The organism is Vibrio penaeicida, assembly GCF_030689305.1.
Classification (GTDB): domain Bacteria; phylum Pseudomonadota; class Gammaproteobacteria; order Enterobacterales; family Vibrionaceae; genus Vibrio; species Vibrio penaeicida_B.
Genome location: NZ_JAUYVM010000016.1, coordinates 31221 through 57741, shown reverse-complemented (window position 1 = coordinate 57741; position 26521 = coordinate 31221). Strand labels below are relative to the sequence as shown.

Here is a 26521-nt window from a genome sequence, read left to right as displayed (position 1 = left end):
CGAAGTACATCCTGATAATGAAGTCATAACTTAATACGTGCTTTGATCTGTATCAGATGTTAATCCGAACAAGGGCTTTGGGAACATTTGATCTTTCACGATTAGATTTCCTTTTAGATATATACGTTCTAATCACATTGTAAGGTACGTATTCATGCTATTTTTCAATCATCAAACGGTGTTGATTGGGGTCAAGTTGCGAATACAGATCTTTTCCGATCTTCCGCACTAGGACACCTGATCAGCGATCAGCATCAAAAAGAACATTTATATAACCACACCCCGAAAGCATAAGTTACATATGCTGTATTTGAATTTTAAATAGTCATAAAAACCACAACAAGGAAATAAGCTAGCGATTTTTAGAATTTAATATTCGATCAAAATTCAATTGTCATTCGAATGTAAGTGAACATTACAATGTTTGGAATTACACTTAAGATATTGTTTTTAAATGAATATATCTTAATAGATATCTATTTATTGGCAGATCCGTCAGATAAAAATACCGTAATTGCCTTCGAATACAAAAAAGCGCCTTTCGGCGCTTTTTAGTTATTTGTTTCGATTTTTCATCATCGACATAAGTCGTTTGCGTTTTCGCTCTTGCGACAACGTAAGTTTGTTGGACTTACCTTCAAATGGGTTGTCGCTGCTCTGGAATTGAATTCGGATAGGTGTACCCATAATTTCCAAAGAACGACGGTAGTAGTTCATTAAGTAACGCTTATAGGAGTCTGGCAATTCATGTACTTGGTTGCCGTGAACAACAATGATTGGAGGGTTGTATCCACCAGCGTGCGCATATTTCAATTTCACTCGGCGACCACGTACCATCGGTGGTTGGTGATCATCTTGCGCCATTTTCATGATTCGAGTTAGAACAGATGTACCAACACGAGTCGTTGCAGATTTATACGCTTCCTGAACCGATTCAAACAAGTGTCCTACACCAGTACCGTGCAACGCTGAGATAAAGTGGATTCGTGCAAAATCGACAAAACCTAGACGGCGATCAAGCTCTTTCTTCACATGCTCTTTTACATCAGTATCTAAACCATCCCACTTATTCACCGCAATCACAATGGAGCGACCAGAATTCAGCGCAAAGCCTAATAGACTTAAATCTTGATCAGATATGTTTTCTCGAGCATCAATAACCAGCAACACTACGTTAGCGTCTTCGACAGCTTTCAACGTCTTAACAACTGAAAACTTTTCTACCGTCTCATTGATACGTGTACGGCGACGTACACCTGCTGTATCAATCAGGACATATTCACGTTCATCACGCTGCATTGGAATATAAATAGAGTCACGAGTAGTGCCTGGGGCATCAAATACTACGACTCGCTCTTCACCAAGAATACGGTTTGTAAGCGTCGACTTCCCTACATTAGGACGACCAATGATAGCCAGCTTTATTGGTTGATCTTGTAAGCGTTTGAATTCAGCTTCCGCTTCTTCTTCGGTGTAATCCAGTTTTTCTTCTGGGTCTTCAAAATCCGTGAGGTCTTCTAACTCACCTTCAGCATTTGCAATGAGTTCTTCTGCAAATGGATTAAGTGCACGGTCAATCAATGCTGCTACACCGCGACCATGAGATGCCGCAATTTGATACATGTTTTCGACACCAAGCTTCCAGAAATCGGCGCACGCTGCATCGGCATCAATACCGTCTACTTTGTTCACCACCAGCATAGCTGGCTTCTCTATTTTTCGAAGGTGCATCGCAATGGCTTCATCCGCTGGTGTTAAACCAGCACGACCATCAACCATAAAGAGAACCACATCGGCTTCATCAATCGCTGCCAGCGACTGCTGTGCCATCTTTGTTTCTACGCCCTCTTCCGTTCCATCAATACCACCAGTATCGATAACGATGAAATCATGTTCACCCAGTTTTGCTTGACCGTATTTACGATCCCGAGTTAATCCAGGGAAGTCGGCCACTAACGCGTCACGCGTTCTAGTCAGACGGTTAAAAAGCGTCGACTTACCAACATTAGGACGCCCTACAAGAGCAACTACAGGAATCATATGTACCTCTACAATCTCATTTCTTAATGTAGCTATAGGTAAATCATTAGCACTAAAGCTTAGAACTTAGAACTTACCTATAACCACACTTGTTTAATTATCAATAAAACGGCTCTTGACTGAGAACAGCCAAGAGCCGATTGTGAATTATATCACGTTATTTACTGGATCTGCAGTTTCTTTACAGCACCAGAACGCGTCACTACAACGTAACCTTCGTCAACAACAATAGGTCCTACAGCAAAGCCACTGTCGTCTATAAGTTGCTGAGCCACAAACTTGCCAGAGTCCTTCTCCAGCCAATGTAGATAGCCTTCAGTATCGCCAACGACTAACTTGCCGTCGATAATTGAAGGAGCCGTTAATAAACGGTGCTCTAACTGTTTGTTGCTCCAGATTTCTGTACCACTACGCGCATCAACCGCGACGAGATGATCTTTATCTGTAACTAAGTAAAGGTTACTGCCATCCGTCACCATATCGGTTGCAGATGAATAAGTACGCTTCCAAGACGGCGCACCAGAACGTAAGTCAATCGCGACAAGCTGACCGTTTACACCGACAATGTATAACGTGCTACCAATAATGATAGGCGATGCATCGGCATCAACTAAACGATCAATTTCAGTGGAACCTTTAGGCGTCCCCACTGGCTGTTGCCAAATCAGTTGCCCACGAGCCACAATCGCGGCCGCAATTCGACCGTTCGCTGTCCCCCAGAACACACCGCCAGAAATGGTGACCGGAGAACTGTCTCCACGAAGCGTTAAGCTGGGGACTTCTGAACTCACCGTCCACTCTTGGGAGCCGTCTTCTTGGTTTAAGGCGACCAATATGCCGCGAGAAGTATGGACCATCACAAGGTTAGCGTCGGTAGCAGGTGCTGCAAGTACCTCACCCTCTACTGAAGTACGCCAAAGTAGCTCACCGTTTTCTGCAGAAAGCGCTATCAATTCGCCATTTTCGCTACCGATAAACAACTTACCAAACGCCGCCGCAATTCCACCAGACAAGCGAGCCGTGTTTTCTGACTCAACAGTGGTAGACCAGTTTGCTTTACCCGTATTAGGATCCAGCGCTTTTACTTGCCCATCACGACTGGCAACAAATACGTTGTCGTATGCATAGACAGGTTTCAGTTTGGAAAAATAATGCCCAACACCATCACCAACCGAAGTAGACCAGTTACTTGCTGGTGTAAATTGGCTTTCAACAATAGGCAAAGGTGCCATTATGATGGTGTCTTCTTCGCCCGCGCATCCAGCTAAGCCGGCTACAGCCAAGGCGCACATCACAGCTCGGTTGAGCATTTTCTTCATTCGATACAACCCTTACTTCGCCAGATCGTCCAGCTTCATTTGCAGAGCTTGGCTCGCATCTGACTGCTGTTGTGCTTCTGAGTAGGCAGCATACGCACCTTCAGAGTTACCCTGACGAAGCAAGATGTCGCCTTTAAGCTCAGCAACACGACCAGCCCAACCCGCTTCTTTAATCGAATCGAGCTGAGTAAGCGCTTCATCGTACTTTTCTTGCTCTGCAAGCACGCGAGAAGTACGTACTGTTAGCAAAGAAACGATAGCTGTATCTTTTGTGTTTGCTTTAGCCCAATTTAACTGCTCTAGAGCCTTATCCAGCTCTCCTGCTTCAACAAATGCTTTTGCTAATTGCAGCGCAGCTAATACTGAATATTGAGATTCTTTATTCGCTTCGATAAACGCCAGTGCATCAGATGATGACTCTGCACCAGAGTTCTGTATTTGAGTCAGTACTTTATCGTACGCTTGAGAAGCTGCACCTTGCGCTTCTGCTTGCGAGTCCTGATAAAAACGCCAGCCAAAGATACCGCCTAAGCCAACCACCGCACCTACGATGACCGCTTTACCATTCTCTTTCCACCATTCTTTAATGGCTTCTACCTGTTGTTCTTCAGTATCGTAGAGTTCCACGTCCTGTCCTCTTTAGATCAAATGCTTAAGTTGCGCGGCAACGTCTGCCTGTGCAACTGTTGTTTGTTCGCCGCCTGTTAAGTCTTTGACGACTACAGTACCTTCCGCTACTTCGTTTTCACCAAGTACCAAGGCTACGACCGCGCCAACTTTGTCAGCACGCTTAAATTGTTTCTTGAAGTTACCGCCACCGAAGTGCGTCATCACACGTATACCAGGCAATGACTCTCGAATTTGTTCTGCCAGCTTCATGTTCGCCATTAGTGTGCCTTCACCAGCGCTTACCATATACACATCGACTGCACGACGTGTGTCTGCCAGGTCTAGTTCTTCTAACATAAGAACTAAGCGCTCTAGCCCCATAGCAAAACCTACTGCTGGGGTAGACTTACCGCCCAGCTGCTCGACAAGCCCATCATAACGACCGCCACCACACACTGTGCCTTGAGCACCTAAGCTTTCAGTAATCCATTCAAAAACGGTACGATTGTAATAATCCAGACCACGCACAAGACGCTGGTTAACTTGGTATTCGATACCAGCGACGTCAAGAAGTTCACACAATCCTGCAAAATGTGCTTTAGATTCTTCGTCAAGGTAATCGGACAACTGAGGAGCATCAACTAGAATCGCTTGAATATCTGCATTTTTGGTATCCAGAACACGCAGAGGGTTCGTATGCATACGACGTTTACAGTCCTCATCGAGAATATCGATGTGCTGTTCAAGGAATTCAATCAACGCCGTGCGATAGTTAGCACGAGCTTCTAATGAACCAATTGAGTTTAACTCTAGACGCACATGTTTTTCGATACCGAGTTCTCGCCATAGACGAGCTGTCAGCATGATCAGTTCAGCATCGACATCGGGACCATTCAGACCGAATACTTCCACACCACACTGGTGGAATTGACGATATCGACCTTTTTGAGGACGCTCGTGACGGAACATCGGTCCCATGTACCACAGACGTTGCTCTTGATTATAAAGCAAACCATTTTCAATACCTGAACGAACACAACCGGCTGTCCCTTCAGGGCGCAAAGTCAGGCTATCGCCATTGCGGTCTTCAAAGGTGTACATCTCTTTTTCAACAACGTCGGTCACTTCACCGATGGCGCGGCTAAATAGATGAGTCATCTCAACGATAGGCATGCGAACTTCACTGTATCCGTACGCACTGATTACATGTTTAACCGCGCTCTCCACTTTTTGCCAAAGAGGAGATTGTGTAGGGAGGCAGTCATTCATGCCTCTGATTGCTTGTATCGTTTTTGCCACAGTTATTACCGTCGAGATTATTGTTTATCGATTAAATTGATGTCGATGCGATTGCTTTCATCAAGCACCGACGCTTTTGCACGAATTTTGGCTTCGAGCTTGCTAACCAAATCTTCATTATCAAAGCGCTCTTTTTGACGTTTACCGTCTTCATAAAAAGCGCTTTTCTTGTGACTTCCTGCTAACCCTAAGTGAGAAACTTCTGCTTCACCTGGACCATTTACCACACAGCCAATGATAGAGACATCCATCGGCGTAATAATGTCTTCTAAACGTTCTTCCAAAGCATTAACAGTATTGATCACATCGAACTCTTGACGAGAACAGCTTGGGCAAGCGATAAAATTAATACCGCGGGAACGAATTCGAAGGGACTTTAGAATATCGAAACCAACTTTAATTTCTTCTACAGGATCGGCTGCCAAAGAGATTCGAAGTGTATCTCCGATGCCTTCAGTCAGAAGCATACCAAGACCCACCGCGGATTTAACTGATCCGGCACGCGCGCCACCTGCTTCGGTGATACCGAGATGAAGAGGTTGGTCAATCTCTTTCGCTAGAAGACGATAAGAATCAACGGCTAAAAAGACATCAGATGCTTTTACACTGACTTTAAATTGGTCGAAATTCAAACGATCGAGGTAATCAACATGGCGCATTGCTGATTCTACCAGTGCTTCAGGTGTAGGTTCACCGTACTTCACTTGCAGATCTTTTTCCAAAGAACCGCCATTAACACCGATTCGAATAGGGATATTTTTATCACGAGCACAATCGACAACCGATTTTACTCGTGCTTCATTACCAATATTCCCGGGGTTTATTCTTAAACAGTCAACACCGTACTCCGCTACTTTCAAAGCGATTCGATAGTCGAAATGAATATCGGCAACCAAAGGAACATTGACTTGCTGCTTTATCAGTTTAAAGGCTTCTGCTGCTTCCATAGTAGGAACAGAAACGCGAACAATGTCAGCACCAACGGTTTCCAGTGACTTAATTTGAGCCACTGTTGCTTCAACATCCGTTGTTCTGGTGTTGGTCATGGACTGTACCGCGATAGGGGCACCGTCACCGATCGGCACATCACCCACATATATGCGGGTCGATGCACGACGTTTAATAGGGGATTCGTGTTGCATAATGGCTTTTAGACTTACTCAGCTTCTAGGGTAATTTGAATCTTGCTACTTTGCCTGCAGTATACCCAGAAAGGTCTACAGCTTCACCAGCAAATGTCATTGAAACACCTTCAGGTGCACCTAATATTACGCTATATGGAGCCTTGCCACTTAAAGAAAGTTGGTGACCCGCTTTTTTTACACCCGTAGCAAGCACTTTGCCTTCTGCGTCTTTAACCTGAATCCAGCAATCAGCCGAAAACGACATTGAAACTGGGTTAGCAGATGCCGTAGAATCTGAAAAAGCGACGTTAGTACTCTCAGGCGATTCAGCATTAGATGATTCGCTTGATAAAGAAGACGAAACATCACTTGTTGCTGTGTCAGTAATTGAGCTATCAGTGTCTGAAGATTCGGTATTTGAAGGGTTGTTAACTTCTTCGTTGGCAGATGTAGTGTCTTCTGTTGAAACAGCTGCATTGGCAGTTGGCTCAACCTCTTCATTCTGTTGAACTGGTTGAGCTGAAGCGATATTGAGCTCTCTTTGGGCTTCAAGTACCGCCAAATCAGCTTCTGACTCTTGAGAAAGGGAATCTGAAGAAGAAGTCAGCTCCGAAACTGAAAGTGTGTCTAGGCTCTGATTTTGCCACCACCACACAGAAGATATGCCAACCAACACCGCCAGTACACCCCATGTAATTAACATGATTCGACTGTCGTGTTTTTCTCGATTGGTTTTTCTGGAAAAGCTCTGCATGGACTGTTCTTTATGGTTCACCTCTTCTTCCAAAAGTGGCAAAACATCATCATCACTCAGTCCAACAGCCTTGGCGTAAGATCGCAAATAGCCACGGGTAAAAGTGGCTACTTGATCTGACTTGAAGTTGTTATCTTCAATGTTTTGTATCACCGCCAAGCGGAGACGAAGACGGTCAGCAATGTCTTTTTGCGTTAACCCCAGCTTCTCTCGCTGTTGGCGCAGTACATCACCAGGAAGCGGCAATGTAGAAATAGTCATATTTTCTGCAGTTTGTTCAATACTCATTCGCTACGTACTTCTGATATTGAATCGAGTCTGGGTATTTGTCTTTTAATACGCTCGCGTATTTACTTGCAAGAGTGTTATTGCCTGCTTGTTTTTCTAATTCAATTAGCAAGCCCAAACTCGAAGCTTTATACCCATATCTATTATGAAATTTTAAAAGTCTAACCCTAGCTTCCCGATACTTTGCTTTTTGAATTTCTATTTGTGTTAGCTGAAGTATAGAAACAACTCGGTTTGGGTCATGATCCAAAGAACGGGCAAAATAATACTCAGCTTTATCCTGATCGCCGCTTTTTAGCGCGCACATTGCCGCATTTTGATAGCTGGCTGCAATCAGGTAGTAATATGGCTGTTCAATAGCACGGTTAAAGAATACATCGGCTTCATCGTATCGACCGATTTTACAAAGAAACGTACCGTAGTTATTGAGTACATCGCCGTTCTTAGGCGACTCCCTAAGTGCCTTTTTATAGGCTTGCTCTGCCTGACCGATCTCGCCAACTTCTTGATAAAAGTGAGCCATTGCGATCAGTGAACGATAATAATCTGGTGCGTAGCTTACTGCGGTTTCAAGGTTTTCTCTCGCCCGAACCATATCTTTGGACTCAAGATAACTTAAACCTAAGCTTATACGCGCTTCTGCCGCCTTTATCTTATCAAACTGATTATTAGCGGATTGTTCAGTAACTGTAACACAACCTACTAACAAACTAACCAGAAATATGTTCGCAATTCTCACTAACATCACACTCCCTTACTATCTGGGGAGTCTTTCTGGTCAATTATCAACTCAGATTGACTTGACCTCGATTGGTTCCCCGTGCTGTTTAAGTTTTGTCCGTTTTGTTCGATCGATCACATCTCCAACTAGCTGACCACAAGCTGCATCAATGTCATCACCACGAGTTTTACGCACAGTTACCGTGTAATCATATTTCATCAACGTTTTCATAAAACGATCGATGCGCGAGTTACTCGGCTTGCGGTATGGTGAACCAGGATAAGGGTTAAAAGGAATCAAATTTATCTTCGACGGAGTATCTTTTAACAATTCTGCGAGTTGTCTTGCATGTTCCATATCATCATTCACATGATCAAGCAGAACATACTCAATCGTAACTTTGCCACGGTTGGCATTGGATGACGCAATATAGCGCCTAACGGAATTGAGAAAATCCTCGATGTCCCAGCGATCATTAATAGGCATGATCTCACTTCGAAGCTCATCATTTGGTGCGTGTAAAGAAATGGCCAGTGCAACATCGATGTTACCTGTCATTTGATCGAGGCCAGAAACCACCCCTGAAGTTGAAACAGTCACGCGTCGCTTTGATAGGCCAAAACCTAAGTCATCAAGCATGATCTCCAAAGAAGGGATCAGGTTTTTCATGTTCAGTAGCGGTTCGCCCATTCCCATCATCACGACATTAGTAATCGGGCGGCGACCCGTTTCTTTCTGCAAGCCAATTTCTCGTGCTGCACGCCAAACTTGGCCAATGATTTCCGACACTTTTAAGTTGCGGTTGAATCCTTGCTGAGCGGTAGAGCAAAATTTGCACTCAAGTGCACAACCCACTTGGGAGGACACGCAAAGTGTCGCTCTATCGGCATCAGGGATGTATACCGTTTCGACATCTTGATCACCAACGCGCATAGCCCATTTGATGGTTCCATCAGTAGAGTGCTGAGCTTCAGAGACATAAGGCGCACGAATTTCTGAAACACGCATAAGCTTCTCTCGAAGCTTCTTATTGAGATTGGTCATGTTCTCAAAATCGTCGACACCAAAATGGTAGATCCACTTCATGACCTGATCAGCACGAAATGCTTTCTCACCTAATTCATCGGCGAAGTATTTTCGTAGCCCTTTACGGTCAAAATCCAGTAGATTTACTTTTTCGGTGCTCATGTTGTCTCTCGCAGGTGTAACTGTATTTAAGGGCGCGAATTGTACAGCCTTTACCCAGTGACAACAAGGGGGTGAAAGTAAGGTTATTTATAAAGGATTAATTTCAAATTGATTAATTTTCAAACAGAAGAAAAATAACAAGTATGAGGCTTTACATTGAGGGAGAAAAGTTAAGGAATTTAGAAGCATTGCACCTATGAACAACCATAAGTGCAATGATGAGTTCACACTCTAGAAAGCATTAATCTTCTCGAGGGCAAATTTCAGATGCAGGGAAGAAAAACTCTATTTCTCGCGCTGCGGATTCAGGGCTATCACTTCCATGAACGGAATTGTAACGCATGCTTACCGCGTAATCGGCACGAATGGTTCCACATGCAGCTTCTTCTGGGTTTGTTTTACCCATTAACTCACGGTATCGAGCAATTGCATTTTCACCTTCAAGAACCTGAACCATAATCGGTCCAGATGTCATGAACTCTTTCAAACCTTCAAAGAAAGGCTTACCTTCATGCTCAGCATAAAATCCACTTGCTTGGTCATCTGATAGATGAACCATTTTAGCAGCGATAATTCTTAAGCCTGCTTTTTCAAATCGATGGTAGATTTCACCGACAAGATTTCTTTTCACAGCATCGGGCTTAATGATGGAAAACGTTCTTTCTAGAGCCATAAGATGTCCTTCGTTCTTTCGTTATAGTATCCGAGGGTTACATTTAATTTGCTTCCCTCGGATTTTTTAAGTTGAATTCAGTTTATTTCGCTTGTTCTGTCAAAATTCGAGCGAGTGTACGTACACCCATACCCGTTGCGCCAGCCGACCATTTGTCACTCGCACTCTTACGATACGTGCCAGCACAGTCGAAATGCAACCAACCTTTCTTGTAGTCATTCACAAAATACGACAAAAAGGCTGCAGCAGTACTCGCACCAGGAGAATAGTGACCGCTACTGATGTTTGACAAATCAGCAAAGTTTGAAGGCAACATTGAACGGTGGAAATCCGCCAGAGGCAGAGGCCATAATCCCTCACGCTCTTCAACAGCATAACCTACTGCCTTGGATGACAGATGCTGGTCAAATGACAACAGAGCATGGTAATCATTACCCAATGCATTTTTTGCTGCACCAGTCAAAGTCGCGCAGTCGATGATCAGTTCTGGGTTTTGTTCACTAGCAAACAGAAGACCGTCAGCAAGAACCAAACGTCCTTCCGCATCCGTATTCATGATTTCGACAGTCTTGCCATTTTTGTAAGTGATGATGTCACCTAGCTTGAAAGCTCGACCCGAAATCATGTTTTCCGCACAACAAAGGATTAATTTCACACGCTTATTAAGCCCGCGAAGGATAGCCAAACCAAGACCACCTGTAATTGTACCCGACCCACCCATGTCAGCTTTCATAGCATCCATAAACCCAGAAGGCTTAATGCTGTAACCACCTGAATCAAATGTAATACCTTTACCAACTAAACAAGCAAAAACAGGCGCATTTTCGTCACCCGTTGGGTTGAAGTCCAATTGAAGCATTGCAGATGTGCGCTCTGAACCACGACCAACTGCATAAATGCCTTCCCAGCCTTCTGTTAGTAAGTCTTTGTCCTTCACAATTCGGTAAGTCACGTGCTCTGGCGCGAGAGATTTAATAAACTCACCAGCCATAGTTGCAAGTTGACGAGGGGCAACTTCTTCAGCACTTTTGTTGATGATATCTCGGACCCAGTTTCCTGCCTTAATACGAGAATTCAATTCGTGTTGAGCACTCTCTTCTAGATCAACCCACTCAACAGAATTGGTATTTTTAGGTCCGCGGTAGCCTTGGTAGAACGCCCAAATGCTTTCTACATCCCAGCCTTCGCCTTGCAAAAATACGGATTTAATTCCCTGACCGTCCAGCTTACGCCCTGCGCGCTGAATCACATCGACTAACTCACCATCGGTGTGGTGAATCGTTGTACCTTGTTCTGTAAAAGATAAAATTGCGTTTTCGCCCCATTGAGGGAGTGCCGCTTGTGATGAAATGAATACCGGCATTTGTGTAGACATGATTTCTCCTTGTCTTGTCGTCGTAATCTTCGCTGATTTCTATTACGACTTTGTTTCTTTTCACGAGTTGCGGAATGTTAGCATTATGTTCGTAGAAAATGTCATTTGCATAAAAAAAACGGGCTATCTAGCCCGCTTTTTTCAGTAAATAATGTTAAGTCGAATAAACAACCCAACATATAACACAAGTTCTTAGATCTTAAAGATCTGTGTTGACCGAGCCATTTACGTCTTCGATTCAATTAATCAGCTTCATCCATCCAACAGAGGATAATGGCTTCCAGAATTTTTTCATTTGATCGGCTTGGATCATCTTCAAACTCTTCAAGCTCACATATCCAGCGATGCAAATCTGTAAAACGTACGGTTGTAGGATCGGTGTCAGGAAAAAGATCGCATAACTCAATTGCGATATCTCTCGAGTCTGTCCATTTTAAGCTCATTTCGCTTCCTTATTAATGATCTTCAGCAGCGTGATTCAGCGTGTACTTCGGGATTTCGACGACTAAGTCTTCATCGGTGATCACCGCTTGGCAACCTAAGCGGGACTCAGGCTCTAAACCCCATGCTTTATCCAGCATGTCATCTTCAAGCTCTTCACTCTCATCTAATGAATCGAATCCTTCACGTACAACGATATGACAAGTAGTACAGGCACAGGATTTCTCACAAGCATGTTCGATTCCGATGCCATTTTTCAATGCAACATCAAGAACAGTCTGACCAGTTTGTCCTTCTAATACCGCGCCTTCTGGGCAAAAGTCTTCATGGGGTAATACAATAATCTTTGGCATTTTAAATTCTCAAACTTTTAACTGTTATATGTCATCAACTGATTGACCAGATAACGCTGATCGAATCGATTTGTCCATGCGACGAGACGCAAAATCTTGACTGGCTTTGTCTGTCTCTTTGATACCTTGCTCAATTACATCGGCATTGTCTTGGTTACGCAAAGCAACCAAAGCTTCTATCGATGTCAGCAACACCTGCCTTTCTTCCTCAGAAAGCAACTCATCGCCATCAGCTTGCAATGCAGAAACGAGGCCTTCGATTACACGATCCGCTTCTACCCTTTGCTCCGCAATTGCTCTAGCGTGCATGTCGATTTTTGCGTGAGTCATGGACTCTTTTAGCATGTTAGCGACTTCATCATCACTCAAACCATACGATGGCTTCACTTGAATTTCAGCCTGTACTCCAGTGCTCTTTTCCATTGCAGTTACTGACAGCAAGCCATCCGCATCAACCTGATAAGTCACACGTATATGTGCCGCACCTGCAGCCATAGGTGGTATGCCTTTTAGTGAGAACTTAGCTAATGAGCGACAATCATCAATCATTTCGCGCTCACCTTGTGCAACGTGAACGAGCATGCCCGTTTGCCCGTCTTTAAACGTAGTAAATTCTTGAGCTTTAGCGACTGGAATTGTGGTGTTTCTTGGGATGATTTTTTCAACCAAGCCACCCATGGTTTCAATCCCCAATGATAAAGGGATCACATCAAGTAGTAGCATCTCGGAATCTGGCTTATTGCCCGCTAAGATATCCGCTTGAATTGCAGCCCCAATAGCAACAACCTCATCCGGATTGATGCTTGTGAGTGGTGTTTGTCCAAAGAATTCACCAACCATGTCACGAATATGGAGCGTACGCGTTGAACCACCTACCATCACGACTTCTTGTATTTCATCTGTTGAAACACCTGCATCTTTAAGCGCACGACGGCAAGAAAGCAGTGTTTTCTTAACAAGTGGTTGAATAAGTTCATTGAACGTTTCACGAGACAGCGAACCAGACCATGACCCAAATGTCACGTCTGTAAATTCAGTGTTCGACAGCTCGATTTTCGCTTGAGTCGCAACGTCCAGTAACACACGTTGCTGTTCATTAGAAAGCGCACCTAAAGTGTTTGACTGCTCTTTAATGTAGTCCGCCACTATGTGGTCAAAGTCATCACCACCTAAGGCAGAATCACCACCAGTAGCAAGGACTTCAAAAACACCTTTGGATAAACGAAGAATGGAAATATCAAACGTTCCTCCACCCAAATCGTAAACGGCGATCACGCCTTCTTGCGCGGAATCGAGTCCATAAGCGATGGCAGCGGCTGTTGGCTCGTTCAGCAATCGAAGAACATTCAACCCCGCAAGTGTCGCGGCATCTTTCGTACCTGCCCGCTGCGCATCGTCAAAGTATGCAGGAACCGTAATCACTACGCCTGTCAATTCTCCACCGAGCGCTTCCTCCGCACGTTTACCCAATGTTTGCAAAATTTCAGAAGAAACCTGGATTGGATTAACGTTACCTTTTGATGTCTCAATTAATGGCAGACCACTTTCACTGTCAATAAAAGTATAAGGAAGAAAGGGATAGCGTGTTTGAATATCATCTAAAGAACGACCAATAAGCCGTTTTGCAGAAATAATCGTTTGCTTGGGATCGGACTGAGCGTGCTCACGCGCTTTTTCTCCGACTAATGTAGTATCAGAACCATAATAGACAACCGATGGCAAAATGCTTTCATTCTGCTCATCGACTAGTGGTTTTGCCGTTCCGCTAAGAACAGATGCCACCAGTGAGTTCGTCGTCCCCAAATCAATACCAGCCGCCAAACGATGCTCGTGTGGTGCTGAACTTTGACCCGGTTCTGCAATTTGAAGTAATGCCATTGAATGTCCTTTATTATCCGAGCAGTTTGTCTTCTAACTGCTCTATTTCATTTTGTAATTTGGCAATAAATTTTAGCTTACGAATACCATTCGCAGCGTTTTCCAGTGTGTTATCAGTTAATGCCTGAACCATCTCACTCAAAAGCGATTGATACAGTTTACTGACCTTTTTCTCAAAATCGAATAATTCAGATTCAGGATCTGATGATGACTCAATATCCTCTAACGCTTCCCTTAGCTCCATCTGTTCCATTAAAAACATAGGATCTTGCATCGTATTTTGCTCATTCCGAATATCTACCCCTTTAAGAGAAAGAAGGTATTCAGCACGAGAAATCGGTTGTTTTAGCACTTGGAAAGCATCATTGATTTGCGCCGCTTTTTGCACAGCAAGAAGGCGATCTCGCTCGGATGCAGTAGCGAATTTATCTGGATGGAATTGGCGTTGAAGCTCTCTGAACTGAGTGGATAACGCAGTAACATCAAGATCAAACTGGCGAGAAATACCGAACAATTCAAAATGATCCATTTTCTGACTCTCAGTGAAATCTGGGCAAAAAATAAAGATAAGTGGAAAGCACAAAACGCAGCGTTCACTGCGTTTTAAATCGATGTATTTGTTGAGCTTATTTATCAGACATTAAAGCTTTCACCACAACCACACTCACCTTTAACGTTGGGGTTGTTAAACTGAAAACCTTCATTCAAGCCTTCTTTTACGAAGTCCAACTCAGTCCCGTCTAGGTATACTAAGCTTTTAGGATCAATGATTATTTTCACACTGTCCTGCTCAAAAATTTCATCTTCTTCATTAAGAACATCAACAAATTCGAGAACATAAGCCATTCCGGAGCAACCTGTGGTTTTCACCCCAAGTCTTAAACCGATGCCTTTGCCTCGATTATCTAGAAATGATCTGACACGGCTTGTCGCCGCTTCTGTCATGGTAATGGCCATACTGCAACCTGCTAATCTTTAGTGAAATTAAAATGGAAGAAGCGCTAACTCCTTCCATTTACAATTATGACTCGTGTTTCTTTTTGTAATCAGAAACAGCAGCTTTAATTGCATCCTCAGCAAGGATAGAACAGTGAACTTTTACCGGTGGCAATTCAAGTTCTTCAGCAATTTCTGCATTTTTGATAGCCGCTGCTTCATCAATACTCTTACCTTTCACCCACTCGGTGATTAGAGAGCTAGAAGCAATGGCACTACCGCAGCCATAAGTTTTAAATTTCGCGTCTTCAATGATGCCTTCAGAAGACACTTTGATTTGCAGTTTCATAACGTCGCCACATGCTGGCGCGCCAACCATACCACTACCAATGGATGGGTCTTCTTTATCGAATGAACCAACGTTACGTGGGTTTTCGTAATGGTCTATAACTTTTTCGCTGTATGCCATAATTTTTACCTCGAATCCTCTATATCCTTGAGACTAGTGGTGAGCCCATTCAACTGTGCTCAAATCTACACCTTCTTTGTACATATCCCATAGAGGAGACATGTCGCGCAGTTTGTCCACTGCAACACGAATCTTTTCAACGGCGTAATCAATGTCTTCTTCTGTCGTCATACGGCCAAAAGAAAAACGAATGGAGCTATGCGCTAGCTCGTCATCCAACCCTAGAGCACGCAGAACATACGAAGGCTCAAGGCTTGCTGATGTACATGCAGAGCCAGAAGAAACAGCTAGGTCTTTCAGTGCCATAAGCAGAGATTCACCCTCTACAAATGCAAAACTGATATTGAGGTTGTGTGGAACGCGTTGCTCTAGATCACCATTGATCGTCAATGCTTCCATTCCATCAAGACCTTTCAACATACGATCACGCAATGACTTTGCATGGTCGAAATCTTTTTGCATTTCTTCTTTTGCAATACGGAAGGCTTCACCCATACCAACAATTTGGTGAGTCGCCAAGGTACCAGAACGGAAACCACGCTCGTGACCGCCACCATGAATTTGCGCTTCTAGGCGAATACGTGGTTTGCGACGAACGTACAGTGCACCAATACCCTTAGGACCGTATGCTTTATGCGCAGACATAGAAATAAGATCGACTTTCATTTCCTGAACATCTAGTGGCACTTTGCCAGCAGATTGTGCAGCATCAACATGAAAGATAATCTTACGCTCACGGCAAAGTTCGCCGATAGCAGAAATGTCCTGAATGACACCAATTTCGTTGTTAACATGCATGATAGATACCAAAACGGTATCCTCTCGTATTGCCGCTTGAAGTTTATTCAGATCAATAATGCCATTGGATTCTGGCTCAATGTATGTCACTTCATAACCTTCACGCTCTAGCTGACGGCACGGATCAAGAACCGCTTTATGTTCGGTTTTACACGTAATAACGTGCTTACCTTTTTTGCCGTAAAAGTGTGCCGCACCTTTAATTGCTAGGTTGTCAGATTCTGTTGCGCCCGAGGTGAAAATTATTTCTCTTGGGTCAGCGTTTAATAGTTCAGCGATTTGCTCACGAGCAGTGTCTACTGCTTCTTCTGCCTGCCAGCCATAACGATGAGAACGAGAAGCAGGGTTACCAAACGTCCCATCCATCGTCATGTACTGAACCATTTTTTCAGCAACGCGCACATCAACTGGGCATGTTGCTGAGTAATCAAAATAAATGGGCAGTTTCATTTGTTACTCCAATGTAATATTGTCCGCTTAAGCGGTTATATAGACGCTATCTATGAGCGTACATTTACACCGATGGGAGCGGTGCTTGTATTTTTTTGTCCAAACCCATGATTGATCACCAAGTCGATACCCTGACGATCAGATATTTCTAATACTTCATTGTCCAACATCAGCTCGCCTAGAGTGATATTGTTTAAAAACTCACTAATTCTAGCACTCAAGTCACGCCATAGTGTGTGAGTTAGGCAGCGGGAGCCACCTTGACAGTCTGCTTTGCCATTACATTTAGTTGCATCGACAGATTCATCTACGGCAGCGATCACCATACCGACAGCAATATCATTTGCATCAGTACCAAGACGGTAGCCACCACCAGGTCCGCGTACACTTGCAACTAAACCAGCTTTACGTAACTTAGAAAATAATTGTTCTAAGTAAGATAAAGAAATACCCTGACGCTCTGAAATATCAGCCAGCGGCACTGGGCTTTCTTGTGAATGCAGAGCAACATCTAACATTGCCGTTACTGCATATCTTCCTTTAGATGTAAGTCTCATATCACACCGTATCCACAGTAAGTTTGTGGATAGAATTTTTCCATACCCGACTAAATTGGTCAAGTATTTATTTGACTGTTTTAGTCAGGTATTTAACCACATAGCTTAAGTGGTCATTTTTTATTCAACAGATTCTTTTGTACAGACGTTAAAATCCCTCTAAGAATGTTGATTTCTTGGGCTTCAGGGCGTGCTCTAGAAAATAAACGTCGTAATTTATTCATCACCTGACCAGGGTTTCTGTCATCTAGAAACTGAGTTTGAGTGATTACCTTTTCAAGGTGCTCATAGAACATCTCAAGCTCTTTGTGCCTAGGATAATCGTTTTCTTGTTGGTTTGGGTGCTCACTTGCAACGTCATTGAGATGGGCTACTCGCACCTCATATGCCAAGGTTTGAACGGCCATAGCAAGATTCAAAGAACTGTATTCTGGGTTAGCGGGGATGCAAACATGGAAATGACAACGTTGTAATTCGTCATTGGTTAATCCCGTTCTTTCTCGTCCAAACACAAGAGCAACAGGGTGGTTTTTACCTTCCAAAGAGAATAGCTCTCCACACTCTCTGGGCTCTAACATAGGCCATTCTAATGTTCTAGAACGCGCACTAGAACCAACAACAAGACCGCAGTCTTCAACGGCCTCTTCTAGCGTATTCACTACTTTTGCGTTAAGAGCAATTTCACTAGCACCGGCTGCTAACGCAACAGATTGGGAGTCGACTTCACATTGAGGATCAACCAAGACCATGTTGGACAGCCCCATCACTTTCATTGCACGCGCTGCGCTGCCAATATTTCCTGAGTGTGACGTACCAACGAGAACAACTTTTACTTGGTCTAACATGGTGTAATTTACCGACTATTTAAAAACCGCGAAATAGTATCACAACACTTTAAAAAAGGTTATCCCTCTCCCTCAGACAGCCGTAGATTCCTTCACATTACTGAAAAAATAGCTACCAAGTTTATTGTTCAAAATAAGTTGCAAGCTCAAAAAATAACCACTTCCTTTTTACCGATACTCTGATATACTCCCCGCCGCTTTATCGTTCTTTAACATCCGTTGGGAAAAACTGTATGCATCCAATGCTTAACATTGCTATTCGCGCTGCGCGAAAAGCAGGCAATCATATTGCTAAATCACTAGAAAACGTTGACAAAATTGAATCTATTCAAAAGGGCAGTAATGACTTTGTTACTAACGTAGACAAAGAAGCAGAAGCTCTGATCATCGATACTATTAAAACCTCTTACCCAGAGCACTGTATCGTTGCTGAAGAAAACGGTCTTATCGAAGGTAAAGATAAAGACGTACAATGGATCATCGACCCACTGGATGGCACTACAAATTTCTTAAAAGGTCTACCTCACTTCTCTGTATCTATTGCTGTTCGAATGAAGGGCAAAACAGAAGTGGCTTGCGTATATGACCCAATGCAAAATGAGTTGTTCACAGCTCAGCGCGGTTCTGGCGCTCAACTAAACAATGCTCGTATCCGAGTAACGCCACTTAAAGATCTTCAAGGTACTGTTTTAGCAACAGGCTTCCCATTCAAGCAAAAGCAGCATTCAGAATCTTACATGAAGATTGTTTCTGGTCTGTTCACTGAATGTGCCGATTTCCGACGTACTGGCAGCGCAGCACTTGATTTGTGTTACCTAGCGGCAGGCCGTGTAGACGGTTTCTTTGAGCTTGGCTTAAAACCTTGGGACATGGCTGCTGGTGAGCTTATTGCTCGTGAAGCGGGTGCTATCCTAACTGACTTTGCAGGCGGCACGAACTACATGCAGTCTGGTAACATTGTTGGCTCTAGCCCACGTGGTGTAAAATCAATTCTAAAACACATCCGCGAAAACGGGAATGAAGCTATCCTGAAGTAAATCTTCACTGTCACAAGCTGAATTTCTAAAACACCCAGTAACTTTATGCTCTCAAGCAGCAAAGTTACTGGGTGTTTTTTATTGTCACTTGCAAAGTGTCTAACCTTAAAATATCAACCCACAACTCCAGAATACAAAAAAGCCACCTGAGTTAGGTGGCTTTAAGGTAAGACTTAGTTGTCTGTGGACTAAGGTAACTCTTCGAGTTCTTCGCCTTCTTTCTCGATCTGTGGAGGCATAAGGTGCTCGCGCGTAATGCCAAGCTTCAATGCTAATGCAGATGCTACGTAAATAGAAGAATACGTACCCACTGTAATACCAAGAAGTAACGCTGTCGCGAAGCCATGAATCATCGCTCCACCTTGAGTAAACAACGCGATAACCACAAACAAAGTGGTACCAGATGTAATCAAGGTACGACTTAGAGTTTGGGTAACAGAGCTGTTCATTACCTCAGCAGATTCACCTTTACGCATCTTACGGAAGTTTTCTCGGATACGGTCAAAGACAACGATGGTATCGTTGAGTGAGTACCCGACAACCGTTAGCAAAGCGGCTACGATGGTTAAATCGACCTCGATTTGCAGTAAGGAGAACACCCCTAAAGTGATGATAACATCGTGCGCCAATGCCAATACGGCACCTGCTGCTAAACGCCATTCGAAGCGAATTGATACATAGATCAAAATACAGATAAGTGCTGTCAGAATTGCCAGACCACCCGCTTCTGTTAACTCATCGCCAACGTTCGGACCAACAAACTCAATACGACGCATTTCTAGGTTTTCACCAGTGCCCTCTTTTATTGCATCAAGAATTTGATTACCAAGAGTTTCACCTTTAACTCCGTCACGCGGACGAAGACGAACCATCACCTCACGAGATGAACCGAAATTTTGAACGGTCGCATCACCAAAGCCTTTCGCTTCAAGTGCCGCACGTACATCTTCCAAGTTTGCCGGTTGCTCAAAGCCGACTTCAATCAGTGTACCACCAGTGAAGTCTAGCCCCCAGTTCAACCCTTTACCCACTAGTGTGCCTATTGCACCCACGATAAGTAAAACAGAAAGAACAAAGGCACCTTTCGACCAACGCATGAAGTCGATCATTTTGTCTGTTTTCAATATCTGAAACATGATAATTCCTTAGATCGACAACTTGTTGATGCGCTTGCCACCATAAAGCAGGTTCACGACACAACGTGTACCGATAATGGCAGTAAACATGGAGGTCAAAATACCGATAGACAGTGTGACAGCGAAGCCTTTAATCGCACCCGTACCTACTGCGAATAGGATGATTGCAGTAATTAGAGTGGTGATGTTGGCATCGGCAATAGTACTGAATGCGTTAGCATAACCTTGATGAATCGCTTGCTGAGGGTTTCGTCCATCACGAAGTTCCTCTCGTATACGCTCAAAGATGAGAACATTCGCATCTACAGCCATACCAACGGTCAATACAATACCTGCAATCCCTGGAAGCGTCATTGTCGCACCAGGAATCATCGACATCACACCAATGATCAAAATGATGTTAGCGATAAGCGCTAGGTTGGCAAAGATACCAAACTTACGGTAGTAAACCAGGCAGAACAACATCACAGCAACCAAACCAAAGATACACGCTTGAATACCCATATCGATGTTTTGCTGCCCCATAGAAGGACCGATTGTACGCTCTTCAACAATGGAGATTGGCGCGATTAGTGCACCAGCACGAAGCAGCAACGCAAGGTTGTGAGCTTCTGCGGCAGAATCAATACCAGTAATTCGGAAGCTTCGACCAAGTGCCGTTTGAATGGTCGCTTGGTTAATAACTTCTTCATGCTTGTTGAGAATAACTTTGCCTTCAGGTGTACGGCGACCACTGTCTTTGTATTCAGCAAACACGGTAGCCATCAACTTGCCAACATTCTTTTTAGAGAAGCTGGACATCTTACTGCCACCTTCACTATCTAAGTTAATGTTAACTTGCGGACGACCGTATTCATCAGCACTCGAACTTGCATCAGTGATGCTTGAGCCACCAAGAATAATGCGCTTTTTCAGAACGACAGGGCGACCATCACGATCAAACTTGATTTCACTGCCTGCAGGAGCACGACCACGCGCCGCCGCTGCCAAGTCAGCTTTATCATCCACTTCACGGAATTCAAGTGTTGCAGTTGCACCTAAAATTTCTTTCGCACGAGCAGTATCTTGAACACCAGGAAGCTCAACAACGATTCGGCTGGCACCTTGACGTTGAACTAATGGTTCAGCAACACCAAGCTCGTTCACACGATTACGCAAAATAGTAATATTTTGCTCAACCGCATAGTTACGAATTTCTTGCAAGCGCTGCTCGGTGAATGTGGCTTTAAGGGAAAAGCGGCTGCTTGTGCTGTTGTCGACAAAAATCATGTCTTGATGCGTTCTTTCAAGCAAGCTTTCAGCTTGTTCAAGCTGCTCTGCGTCTCTTAAAACAATTTCAACGGCATCTTTACCTGATTTGCGAATAGCACGATAGCGAATACGTTGCTCACGTAATTCACTACGAAACGCTTCTTCTTGCTGACCAACAAGCTTTTCCATCGCAGCGTCCATGTCTACTTCCATAAGGAAGTGAACACCACCACGAAGATCCAGACCCAGCTTCATCGGCGTAGCGCCAATGGCATCTAGCCACTCTGGTGTAGCAGGTGCAAGGTTAAGAGCAACAATGGCTTCTTTTCCTAATGCTGTATTGATAGCATCACGCGCACTGATTTGAGTATCGGTATCTAAAAAGCGAACAAGAATGGAGCCATTTTCTAGTGCGATGGACTTTTTAGGGAGGTTTTCTTTTTCAAGAACTTCGGTAACAGCATCCAGCGTTGACATATCCACTGAGGCACCACGTGCCCCAGTAACTTGAATAGCCGGATCTTCACCATAAATATTCGGAAGTGCATACAATGCGCTGACAAGGATGAGAGTCATCACCATCAGGTACTTCCACAAAGGATAACGGTTTAACACAGCGAGGATCCTTTAGCTGTTTTACAGAGATTTCAGTGTACCCTTTGGCAGCACTGCAGTAACAAAGTCTTTCTTAATAGTCACTTCGTTGTTGTCGTTCAATGCAATTGCAATGTAGTCGTTGTCTTCAGAGATTTTTGCAATCTTACCAACTAGACCACCATTGGTTAGCACTTCATCACCTTTCTGCATTCCTGCCATTAGGTTTTTGTGCTCTTTTGAGCGCTTAGCTTGTGGGCGGTAAATCATGAAGTAAAAAATAACCGCAAACATACCCAACATGATGATCATTTCAAAACCACCACCTTGTGGAGCACCTTCACCCGCGGCGTGTGCAACAGAAATCAAACTCATTGAGAAACATCCTCTATATTATTTTATTTAGTAGTCAATAAATTGGGACGTATTGCCCGACTTTCAAGAGCCGGGCAATAACGCACAACTATTTATTCAACGGTGGCACTTCGCGGTTGCGACGTGCGTAAAAATCTTCAACAAATTGGTCGAAGCGATCTTCATCGATGGCAGTACGGATACTTTCCATAACACGTTGGTAGTAACGTAGGTTGTGAATAGTATTCAATCTAGAACCAAGGATTTCATTACAACGGTCTAGATGATGCAAATACGCCTTTGAATAGTTTTGGCAAGTGTAACAGTCACACTCAGGATCCAAAGGGGTTGTATCGGTTTTATGTGTCGCATTGCGGATCTTGATCACACCGCCAGTCACAAACAAGTGTCCGTTGCGTGCATTTCGTGTAGGCATCACACAATCGAACATGTCGATACCACGGCGCACACCTTCCACTAAGTCTTCTGGTTTACCAACACCCATAAGGTATCTAGGCTTGTCTTCAGGTAACTGAGGACAGGTATGCTCAAGCACTCTATGCATGTCTTCTTTCGGTTCACCAACCGCCAATCCACCAACAGCATATCCATCAAAACCTATGTCTGTGAGGCCTTTAACCGACACGTCTCGCAAATCTTCATAGACACCACCTTGGACAATACCAAACAATGAGTTTTGGTTATCTAACTTGTCAAAGTGGTCACGGCTGCGTTGTGCCCAACGAAGTGACATTTCCATGGATTTTTTAGCTTCGTCGTGCGTCGCAGGGTATGGCGTACATTCGTCGAAAATCATGACAACATCAGAACCTAAATCTTTCTGAATTTCCATCGACTTTTCGGCATCCATGAATATTCTGTCACCATTTACAGGGTTGCGAAAATGCACGCCCTCTTCGGTAATTTTTCGGATATCACCAAGGCTGAATACTTGAAAACCGCCTGAATCCGTAAGAATAGGACCGTGCCAATTCATGAAATCGTGCAAATCGCCATGCATTTTCATCACTTCTTGCCCTGGGCGTAGCCACAGGTGGAACGTATTGCCTAACAGAATTTCAGCGCCTGTCCCCTTCACTTCTTCAGGAGTCATCCCTTTTACGGTACCGTAAGTACCTACAGGCATAAATGCAGGGGTTTGAACAGTTCCACGTTCAAAAGTAAGCTGCCCACGGCGAGCATTACCATTTGTCTTTTTTAATTCGTATGTAAGTTTCACGAAGCCTCCAATACGCCAGAGAAACAATCTGACTATTTACGTACTTTGCGCCAACCAGCTTTAGCTCATCGCGCTCCTTCACACTCTGTTTAAGAGATGTGACAGGATTATCCTTTCCTAAAACCCCTAAGTGACCCCGTGATGCTTTATTCAGCATAGTGACATCACTTTGAGATAAGCTTCACTGGCTCCTTGAGTGAAACAAACGGGAGTATATCGAAATACGCCCGTTGATTGTCTGATTAGCCCCACTTTTTGGTGATAAACATGGCATCACCATAACTAAAGAAGCGGTACTGTTCTTGAACAGCATGTTCGTATGCTCTCATCACATTATCGTAACCCGCAAATGCGCTGACTAACATGATGAGTGTTGATTCAGGTAGATGGAAATTGGTAATCAAGCAGTCAACCAATTGATATTCGTAACCTGGATAGATGAAGATTTCGGTGTCACCAAAAAATGGTTCGAACTCAACACCTTTCTTTTTTGCTTCTTGAGCCGCGCTCTCTAATGAACGTACCGACGTCGTACCAACAGCAATAACCCGACCACCGCGTTTTTTAGTTGCTGCGATTGCGTCAACCACATCTTGAGGAACTTCGACATATTCCGCATGCATGTGGTGATCGTTGATATTATCAACCCGCACTGGCTGAAAAGTACCCGCTCCTACATGCAAAGTAACGTAAGCAAATTCGACACCTTTACTTTTTATTTGTTCCAACAGTGCTTCATCAAAATGTAAGCCTGCCGTAGGCGCCGCTACCGCTCCTGGTTTTTCGTTATATACCGTTTGATAACGCTCTTTGTCGGTGTCTTCATCAGGGCGATCAATATAAGGCGGAAGTGGCATGTGCCCAATATCATTAAGAATATCTAAGACGTTCTTATCTGACTTAAATTGAATCTCAAATAGTGCATCGTGGCGCGCAACCATTTCAGCAAGATATTCATCATTTTCACCGAGGAAAAGCTCTGTTCCCGGCTTGGGTGGCTTCGAACAGCGAACATGAGCCAGAATAGTATGCTCATCTAACACTCGCTCAACTAACGCTTCTAACTTGCCTCCAGAAGCTTTGCGACCAAACATACGAGCAGGAATAACGCGTGTGTTATTAAATACCAGTAGATCGCCAGGTTGTACCTGTTCTAGAACATCTTTGAAGGTACCATCGATTAACGCTCCGCTGTCGCCTTCAAGTTGAAGTAGTCTGCTAGCAGTACGTTCAGGTTGTGGGTAACGAGCGATCAGCTCATCAGGAAGCTCAAAATGAAAATCGGATACTTGCATTGCTATTGGTCTTTATAAAAATGACTGAGAATTACGCAGGGGAAGTAGTATAGGCGTCACATAGTCAATAGCAAGTATTGATGATGGCTTTATTGTAAACGGGCGTATCGACTTGGTTGTTGAAAATATCTCGAACACTTGAGCATTGTGATGATAAAGAGCACTATTCCTGAAAACAGTGCCCTTTAATACCTATTTTCGCCTTAGCCAACCCAACATTCCCAACAGAAATAGGAAGAATAGACTTGGAGATGAGGCACCGTCGGGTGCAACGAAATTACAGTTAGCCGTAGATATACTGTTATTACACTGCGCGTCTTTTTTTGCTTGCTCTTCCGCTTCAATCACGATATTCGGCTTAGTGACAGCACTACTAGGCAGTGTTGTGGAGCTGACATAATCATAAATCCAAGAGTAATAAGTACTGACTTTTGAATAGAAGGCGGGCTTGGTTAATGAACCACAGGTGGGCGAAACTAAAGGACCACCACTCACAATCCCTACTTGAACATCGGTAGCGTCTGCGGCTTTTGCCATCAACGGACCACCACTATCACCTTTACAAGTATCATTACCGTAAACGGTTCCTGCCGCCTCATCGAGTACATATTTTTCGGTCGGTAATGTGCAAATTTTAGATTGATTAGCCCCCGACTCTAGAAGGACAGGTAGCCCTTCAATGGAATTTAATCGAATAAAGCAATCAGCAGTTGGGTAGAAAGCAAGTTGAGTAGTAAGCAGTTCGTCTGTTTTCTTGGTAGCCGCTGGATCAGTAAATCCCCAGCCAAAGGCATCCACATTACTCGGTCTATTGTTATTCCCAACATTACCCGTATCTGCCTGGGCTTCATACCATTCGGTATTGAGTCGATTTTCGATCTCCGACATCACCCCCGGAGAAGCAAGTGTTACTGGTGTCACGTCAGTTACGGGAAGTTGTAAGCGAATCAAAGCCACATCGTTATCAAGAGCCAGACGCTCCACAATTGATGAACCATCAGCTTTAACAATGATTTTGGCTCTATCGCTATAGCTTGGGTGCACAACAACATGGCTTGCCATGTAGAAGTCGCGAGTGGCCGCACCTTTAAGGGATTTAGATCGCGTGGTTATGGTTAAATTACTTGGGTGAGTAACCTTGTACAGCCCATTGTCTAGTGGAAAAACAACGCAGTGCGCTGCCGTAAGTACCCAGTGCGGGGATAAAAGTGTCCCCCCACAAAATGGAAACTCGGCCATATCACTCGAGCGAATAGCAACCCGGTTTCCAGACGTAAGATCAGTAACCGCTTTTCCTTCTACAATCGCTGATGCATTGGTACTACAAAGCCCAATCGCAATTGCCATACCCGCCAGTATTTTCTTCATAATCTTGCCTTGAGATATCAAACTGCGAACAGTGTGAAAGAATCAAAAAGCACAAAGAACCGACAACCTAGACTTATGCGAGATAGCACATATAAATATTTGTTTCTGAAACGAAATCCTTTCATTAAA

General features: G+C 43.9%; 26 protein-coding genes. 1 reads left to right on the top strand and 25 read right to left on the bottom strand.

Translation table 11 applies throughout. From position 1 onward, the window contains the following. Nucleotides 1–555 precede the first annotated feature (555 nt). The 19 genes from der to trmJ form a co-directional block, all read right to left on the bottom strand. Nucleotides 556–2040 carry a ribosome biogenesis GTPase Der gene (der, locus tag Q8W40_RS21405; protein ID WP_104400488.1) on the bottom strand — a complete coding sequence of 495 codons (1485 nt, stop codon included), beginning with the start codon at nucleotides 2038–2040 and terminating at the stop codon, nucleotides 556–558. A 161-nt stretch (nucleotides 2041–2201) separates the two neighbouring features. Then, nucleotides 2202–3359 (bottom strand): outer membrane protein assembly factor BamB, encoded by a 1158-nt coding sequence (bamB, locus tag Q8W40_RS21400; RefSeq protein WP_305400113.1) that lies wholly within the window; start codon nucleotides 3357–3359, stop codon nucleotides 2202–2204. A 12-nt stretch (nucleotides 3360–3371) separates the two neighbouring features. Then, entirely contained in the window at nucleotides 3372–3986 is a 615-nt protein-coding gene (locus Q8W40_RS21395; RefSeq protein WP_101110818.1) for a YfgM family protein, read from the bottom strand. Between the two features lie 12 nt (nucleotides 3987–3998). Then, nucleotides 3999–5267: a histidine--tRNA ligase gene (gene hisS, locus Q8W40_RS21390; RefSeq protein WP_305400112.1), complete on the bottom strand. Its 1269-nt coding sequence runs from the start codon at nucleotides 5265–5267 to the stop codon at nucleotides 3999–4001. A 17-nt stretch (nucleotides 5268–5284) separates the two neighbouring features. Further along, complete coding sequence (gene ispG / locus Q8W40_RS21385) at nucleotides 5285–6409, bottom strand: flavodoxin-dependent (E)-4-hydroxy-3-methylbut-2-enyl-diphosphate synthase (protein WP_305400110.1); 1125 nt, start codon at nucleotides 6407–6409, stop codon at nucleotides 5285–5287. Nucleotides 6410–6434: 25 nt separating this feature from the next. Further along, complete coding sequence (rodZ, locus tag Q8W40_RS21380; protein WP_305400108.1) at nucleotides 6435–7433, bottom strand: cytoskeleton protein RodZ; 999 nt, start codon at nucleotides 7431–7433, stop codon at nucleotides 6435–6437. Continuing rightward, complete coding sequence (gene pilW, locus Q8W40_RS21375; RefSeq protein ID WP_305400106.1) at nucleotides 7423–8178, bottom strand: type IV pilus biogenesis/stability protein PilW; 756 nt, start codon at nucleotides 8176–8178, stop codon at nucleotides 7423–7425. Before pilW ends, rodZ begins: the two co-directional genes overlap by 11 nt. A 45-nt stretch (nucleotides 8179–8223) precedes the next feature. Beyond that, nucleotides 8224–9342: a bifunctional tRNA (adenosine(37)-C2)-methyltransferase TrmG/ribosomal RNA large subunit methyltransferase RlmN gene (locus Q8W40_RS21370; RefSeq protein WP_104400495.1), complete on the bottom strand. Its 1119-nt coding sequence runs from the start codon at nucleotides 9340–9342 to the stop codon at nucleotides 8224–8226. 241 nt (nucleotides 9343–9583) lie between these two features. Continuing rightward, nucleotides 9584–10015, bottom strand: a complete 432-nt coding sequence (gene ndk / locus Q8W40_RS21365; protein ID WP_101110824.1) for a nucleoside-diphosphate kinase — start codon at nucleotides 10013–10015, stop codon at nucleotides 9584–9586. An 82-nt stretch (nucleotides 10016–10097) separates the two neighbouring features. Further along, the gene (gene pepB, locus Q8W40_RS21360; RefSeq protein ID WP_305400103.1) at nucleotides 10098–11390 is read right to left on the bottom strand and encodes an aminopeptidase PepB; all 1293 of its coding nucleotides are present in this window, start codon (nucleotides 11388–11390) and stop codon (nucleotides 10098–10100) included. Between the two features lie 242 nt (nucleotides 11391–11632). Continuing rightward, nucleotides 11633–11833: a Fe-S cluster assembly protein IscX gene (gene iscX / locus Q8W40_RS21355; RefSeq protein ID WP_305400101.1), complete on the bottom strand. Its 201-nt coding sequence runs from the start codon at nucleotides 11831–11833 to the stop codon at nucleotides 11633–11635. A 12-nt stretch (nucleotides 11834–11845) separates the two neighbouring features. After that, the gene (fdx, locus tag Q8W40_RS21350) at nucleotides 11846–12184 is read right to left on the bottom strand and encodes an ISC system 2Fe-2S type ferredoxin (protein ID WP_305400099.1); all 339 of its coding nucleotides are present in this window, start codon (nucleotides 12182–12184) and stop codon (nucleotides 11846–11848) included. A gap of 24 nt (nucleotides 12185–12208) precedes the next feature. After that, nucleotides 12209–14062 carry a Fe-S protein assembly chaperone HscA gene (hscA, locus tag Q8W40_RS21345; protein WP_305400098.1) on the bottom strand — a complete coding sequence of 618 codons (1854 nt, stop codon included), beginning with the start codon at nucleotides 14060–14062 and terminating at the stop codon, nucleotides 12209–12211. A gap of 13 nt (nucleotides 14063–14075) precedes the next feature. Beyond that, nucleotides 14076–14591, bottom strand: coding sequence for a co-chaperone HscB (hscB, locus tag Q8W40_RS21340; RefSeq protein ID WP_305400096.1), 516 nt, complete (start codon nucleotides 14589–14591; stop codon nucleotides 14076–14078). Nucleotides 14592–14695: 104 nt separating this feature from the next. Continuing rightward, nucleotides 14696–15019, bottom strand: coding sequence for an iron-sulfur cluster assembly protein IscA (iscA, locus tag Q8W40_RS21335; RefSeq protein ID WP_305400094.1), 324 nt, complete (start codon nucleotides 15017–15019; stop codon nucleotides 14696–14698). 64 nt (nucleotides 15020–15083) lie between these two features. Next, nucleotides 15084–15467 (bottom strand): Fe-S cluster assembly scaffold IscU, encoded by a 384-nt coding sequence (gene iscU, locus Q8W40_RS21330; RefSeq protein ID WP_101110831.1) that lies wholly within the window; start codon nucleotides 15465–15467, stop codon nucleotides 15084–15086. Between the two features lie 33 nt (nucleotides 15468–15500). Then, the gene (locus tag Q8W40_RS21325) at nucleotides 15501–16715 is read right to left on the bottom strand and encodes an IscS subfamily cysteine desulfurase (RefSeq protein WP_305400092.1); all 1215 of its coding nucleotides are present in this window, start codon (nucleotides 16713–16715) and stop codon (nucleotides 15501–15503) included. A gap of 50 nt (nucleotides 16716–16765) precedes the next feature. Further along, nucleotides 16766–17272 carry a Fe-S cluster assembly transcriptional regulator IscR gene (iscR, locus tag Q8W40_RS21320; protein WP_104400502.1) on the bottom strand — a complete coding sequence of 169 codons (507 nt, stop codon included), beginning with the start codon at nucleotides 17270–17272 and terminating at the stop codon, nucleotides 16766–16768. A 113-nt stretch (nucleotides 17273–17385) separates the two neighbouring features. Continuing rightward, nucleotides 17386–18117: a tRNA (cytosine(32)/uridine(32)-2'-O)-methyltransferase TrmJ gene (gene trmJ / locus Q8W40_RS21315; protein ID WP_305400090.1), complete on the bottom strand. Its 732-nt coding sequence runs from the start codon at nucleotides 18115–18117 to the stop codon at nucleotides 17386–17388. 233 nt (nucleotides 18118–18350) lie between these two features. Here trmJ and suhB point away from each other — a divergent pair, with 233 nt between their 5' ends. After that, on the top strand, nucleotides 18351–19154 hold the full coding sequence (suhB, locus tag Q8W40_RS21310; protein ID WP_305400088.1) for an inositol-1-monophosphatase: 804 nt from the start codon (nucleotides 18351–18353) through the stop codon (nucleotides 19152–19154). 188 nt (nucleotides 19155–19342) lie between these two features. Here the strand turns inward: suhB and secF are convergent, their stop codons facing one another. The 6 genes from secF to Q8W40_RS21280 all read right to left on the bottom strand — a co-directional run bounded on the left by secF (nucleotide 19343) and on the right by Q8W40_RS21280 (nucleotide 26392). Further along, nucleotides 19343–20290: a protein translocase subunit SecF gene (gene secF / locus Q8W40_RS21305; protein WP_305400086.1), complete on the bottom strand. Its 948-nt coding sequence runs from the start codon at nucleotides 20288–20290 to the stop codon at nucleotides 19343–19345. A 9-nt stretch (nucleotides 20291–20299) separates the two neighbouring features. After that, on the bottom strand, nucleotides 20300–22156 hold the full coding sequence (secD, locus tag Q8W40_RS21300; protein WP_305400084.1) for a protein translocase subunit SecD: 1857 nt from the start codon (nucleotides 22154–22156) through the stop codon (nucleotides 20300–20302). A 21-nt stretch (nucleotides 22157–22177) separates the two neighbouring features. After that, a complete protein-coding gene (yajC, locus tag Q8W40_RS21295; protein ID WP_101110838.1) occupies nucleotides 22178–22510 on the bottom strand; it encodes a preprotein translocase subunit YajC in 333 nt (110 codons plus the stop codon). Between the two features lie 88 nt (nucleotides 22511–22598). Next, nucleotides 22599–23729: a tRNA guanosine(34) transglycosylase Tgt gene (gene tgt, locus Q8W40_RS21290; RefSeq protein ID WP_104400506.1), complete on the bottom strand. Its 1131-nt coding sequence runs from the start codon at nucleotides 23727–23729 to the stop codon at nucleotides 22599–22601. A gap of 242 nt (nucleotides 23730–23971) precedes the next feature. Then, a complete protein-coding gene (gene queA / locus Q8W40_RS21285) occupies nucleotides 23972–25024 on the bottom strand; it encodes a tRNA preQ1(34) S-adenosylmethionine ribosyltransferase-isomerase QueA (protein WP_305400083.1) in 1053 nt (350 codons plus the stop codon). 192 nt (nucleotides 25025–25216) lie between these two features. After that, nucleotides 25217–26392, bottom strand: coding sequence for a S1 family peptidase (locus tag Q8W40_RS21280; RefSeq protein WP_305400082.1), 1176 nt, complete (start codon nucleotides 26390–26392; stop codon nucleotides 25217–25219). Between the last annotated feature and the right edge of the window lie 129 nt (nucleotides 26393–26521).